General features: G+C 64.8%; 4 protein-coding genes and 1 pseudogene. 3 read left to right on the top strand and 2 right to left on the bottom strand.

Features of this window, described 5'->3' with window-relative positions:
- Nucleotides 1-94: 94 nt before the first annotated feature.
- Nucleotides 95-934 carry a helix-turn-helix domain-containing protein gene (locus tag ACZ7NC_RS45225; RefSeq protein ID WP_471498204.1) on the bottom strand — a complete coding sequence of 280 codons (840 nt, stop codon included), beginning with the start codon at nt 932-934 and terminating at the stop codon, nt 95-97.
- Between the two features lie 260 nt (nt 935-1,194).
- Between ACZ7NC_RS45225 and ACZ7NC_RS45220 the strand changes: the two genes are divergently transcribed.
- Genes ACZ7NC_RS45220 through ACZ7NC_RS45210 form a run of 3 tightly spaced genes read left to right on the top strand, consistent with a single transcriptional unit; the run spans nt 1,195 to nt 1,822 of the window.
- Nucleotides 1,195-1,341 carry a hypothetical protein gene (locus ACZ7NC_RS45220; RefSeq protein WP_471498201.1) on the top strand — a complete coding sequence of 49 codons (147 nt, stop codon included), beginning with the start codon at nt 1,195-1,197 and terminating at the stop codon, nt 1,339-1,341.
- Nucleotides 1,341-1,541 (top strand): hypothetical protein, encoded by a 201-nt coding sequence (locus tag ACZ7NC_RS45215; protein WP_471498199.1) that lies wholly within the window; start codon nt 1,341-1,343, stop codon nt 1,539-1,541. Before ACZ7NC_RS45220 ends, ACZ7NC_RS45215 begins: the two co-directional genes overlap by 1 nt.
- Nucleotides 1,538-1,822 (top strand): DUF7848 domain-containing protein, encoded by a 285-nt coding sequence (locus tag ACZ7NC_RS45210; RefSeq protein ID WP_471498197.1) that lies wholly within the window; start codon nt 1,538-1,540, stop codon nt 1,820-1,822. Before ACZ7NC_RS45215 ends, ACZ7NC_RS45210 begins: the two co-directional genes overlap by 4 nt.
- Nucleotides 1,823-2,108: 286 nt before the next feature.
- On the opposite strand, the pseudogene ACZ7NC_RS45205 reads toward ACZ7NC_RS45210, so the two are convergent.
- A pseudogene (locus tag ACZ7NC_RS45205) lies at nt 2,109-2,372 on the bottom strand (transposase); the annotation flags it as partial.

Genomic DNA, 2,372 nt, shown 5'->3' with positions numbered 1-2,372 from the left:
GGGAGGCGCAAATAGGTATTGATCGAGTGTAACTACTCGAACCGATCAGGCCACACAAGCGACTTATGCACACAAGACGTTCCTAAACGCCCTCTCAGACTGTATTTGACGCAGGCTCTACCGGAACGCCTCTAGACCACAGCTCCTCTGCGTGCTCGGCAAACCGAGCGAACATGCCCGCATCGTCGTAGTGCCGCAAGTGCAGAAGCGGCGAGTCATGCCCGACCATCCGGGCGAGGTGAGGAGTAACTAGGGCCTCTTTGTCGAATCGGAACACTGACAGCGACACGTGATTGACGGCATCACTCGGAGCTGAGAAACGCGTCTCCAATCCTTCATGCTCCCCGAGTTTGCCCAGGTGTTCAAGTGTGATGCGGATGCGTGTGGATACCGTGAGTGCGACATCTTCGATGGTTTCTCGGTTGCGCGTCACTTCTCCGTCCGGGTCGCCCAGAAGGAAGCGAACTCGACAGCCGCTGTCGAGTTTCTGGCGCAGAGTGGAGACGAAAGCAGGCTGATCGAGCCACAGGAAGTAATTCGTGTATCCCGCGAAGAACAGATCATGTGCCGTATTGGCGATCAGCTCGCCCCATACGGTCGAAGGGCAGGAAGACCGGTAGGGATAGGAGCGGATAATTTCTCGGTCGCCTCCGGTCTTAATACGGTCCTTGACGACTTTCGGCCACAGCATTTCTTCGTCAACTCCCAGCGCCGTGCAGGCGTCTTCCCGGTTCCTGGCGTGCGGGATCAGCTCAGCGTCCGCAATCCATCGTTCAACGGTTTTGCCGGAAACGCCCACTCGGGCGGCGAGCTGCCGTGGCGACAGTCCCGCAGACTCCATAGCGGATCGAAGAGCCGTGTTCAAGGTTCCCCCCGAGGACGTTTGGGCGTTCTTCCACGCTACCGCCGAGACGTCCCACGTGTCGCTGGACATGGGCAGATACGTCCTTGATGGGCCGTCAGCATGGCCACACAGTAAACGTCCCCGCACCGCTTGCGACGGCCGGGGACTGGCCAACGCTTACAGGAGCGCTGACAGTGCGATTCGTACCACAGACCCTCGAAAGGGTGAGAGGGGCCCTGCGGGGGCGACGCAGCCCAGCACGGCACGCCCGACCCGCTACGCCCCAGGGAGCGCCCCAGAGGGCCCCTGGGCGCCCCTCGCCCAACGTCCTGGGTGCCCGACTGGTCACCATGCGCAGGCCCCGCAGGGATCGGCACGCCTCCGCCGAGTGGCAGGACACGCCCCTTGTCCGGCCGTTCCTCCTCGCCCACCTGGGCGAGGAGGCCAGGAACGCCAACTCCCGTACCCAGGCGGGCCGTTGGGGGCATGCCCAGTGATGACGATCGAGGTCTACCGGATCAACCCTGAAACCGGCGCCCGCACCCAAGTGATCAAAAGGCACACGGTCAAGCCTGCGGAGGTGCCGGAAGTCGGCCAGAAATACCCGCCCTGCTCCTGCCCGCGATGCAGGGAAAGTGCTGGCATCCTTCGCGCCAAACTCGCGGACGTTAACCGCCGTAGCCGGGGGGAGCTGTGACGCGTTCGATCATCAAAGCGGCTGAGTGGACGCTAGGGCCGGAAACCGGCGAGGGCGCCCCGCGGGCGATCTACTCCGCCGTGTGCATGGCATGCGGGGCGGAAGCACCCGCCCAGGACAACGACCATGCGCCTGTTGAGAGTTGGGCGCTGAAACACACGGGCCGGAATCCCTCGCATCGGCAGTACAAAGCCATGGTCGAGACCTATTGGCGGGTGACCCCTGCGGAGGGCAACCCGTACGCCGAGACGGACGCCCAGGGAGCACCTAGCGCGCGCTAGCAACACCCCCCGATGGCTGCCGCTCCGGGGCCCTGTCAGAGGGGCAAGGGCAGCACTGCATGACTCCCGTCCCGGTGCCCCTGTCCGGGACGGTCCCAGCGCCCCCGACTGTGCGAAGCAAGGCGCACGGTTGGGGGCGCGCCGCTGCGCGCGGATCATGCCTCGCGGTCACAGTCCGGTCACGGTTTCTGACCCCGTAGAGTGCCCATATGCGGCCGTCTCCGCAGGTCAGAGGTAGACACCCCCTAAACTGCGTCCCCTTCGCTCGAGCGGGGGGACCCCCATCGCCGAGGACTTCGCGGCCGCCGTCCTCGGTGACGCCGGTGGCGATGACCGCGGCCCGCGAGGCGATCTGATGGTTGACCCGCGCCTTGCAGTAGGTGGCGTCGAGGTAGATGTAGGGGAAGCGGGTGTGGTCCAGCCGTCGGGTGCGAAACGCGGTCAACGGCTGGTCCAGGGCGGCGCAGATCCTGGAGACCTCGCTCTTGGAGATACCGGTGTCCGCCCCCAGGGCCTTGACCAGGTCGTCGACCGACCGGGTGGAGACGCC

The organism is Streptomyces sp. NPDC111802, from assembly GCF_055634335.1.
This window is presented reverse-complemented; position numbering and strand designations above follow the sequence as displayed.

Excerpts from the sequence above, each read along its gene's own strand:
- ACZ7NC_RS45225 (WP_471498204.1), bottom strand. The coding sequence starts at position 934 with ATGTCCAGCGACACGTGGGACGTCTCGGCGGTAGCGTGGAAGAACGCC.
- ACZ7NC_RS45220 (WP_471498201.1), top strand. The coding sequence starts at position 1,195 with ATGCGCAGGCCCCGCAGGGATCGGCACGCCTCCGCCGAGTGGCAGGAC.
- ACZ7NC_RS45215 (WP_471498199.1), top strand. The coding sequence starts at position 1,341 with ATGACGATCGAGGTCTACCGGATCAACCCTGAAACCGGCGCCCGCACC.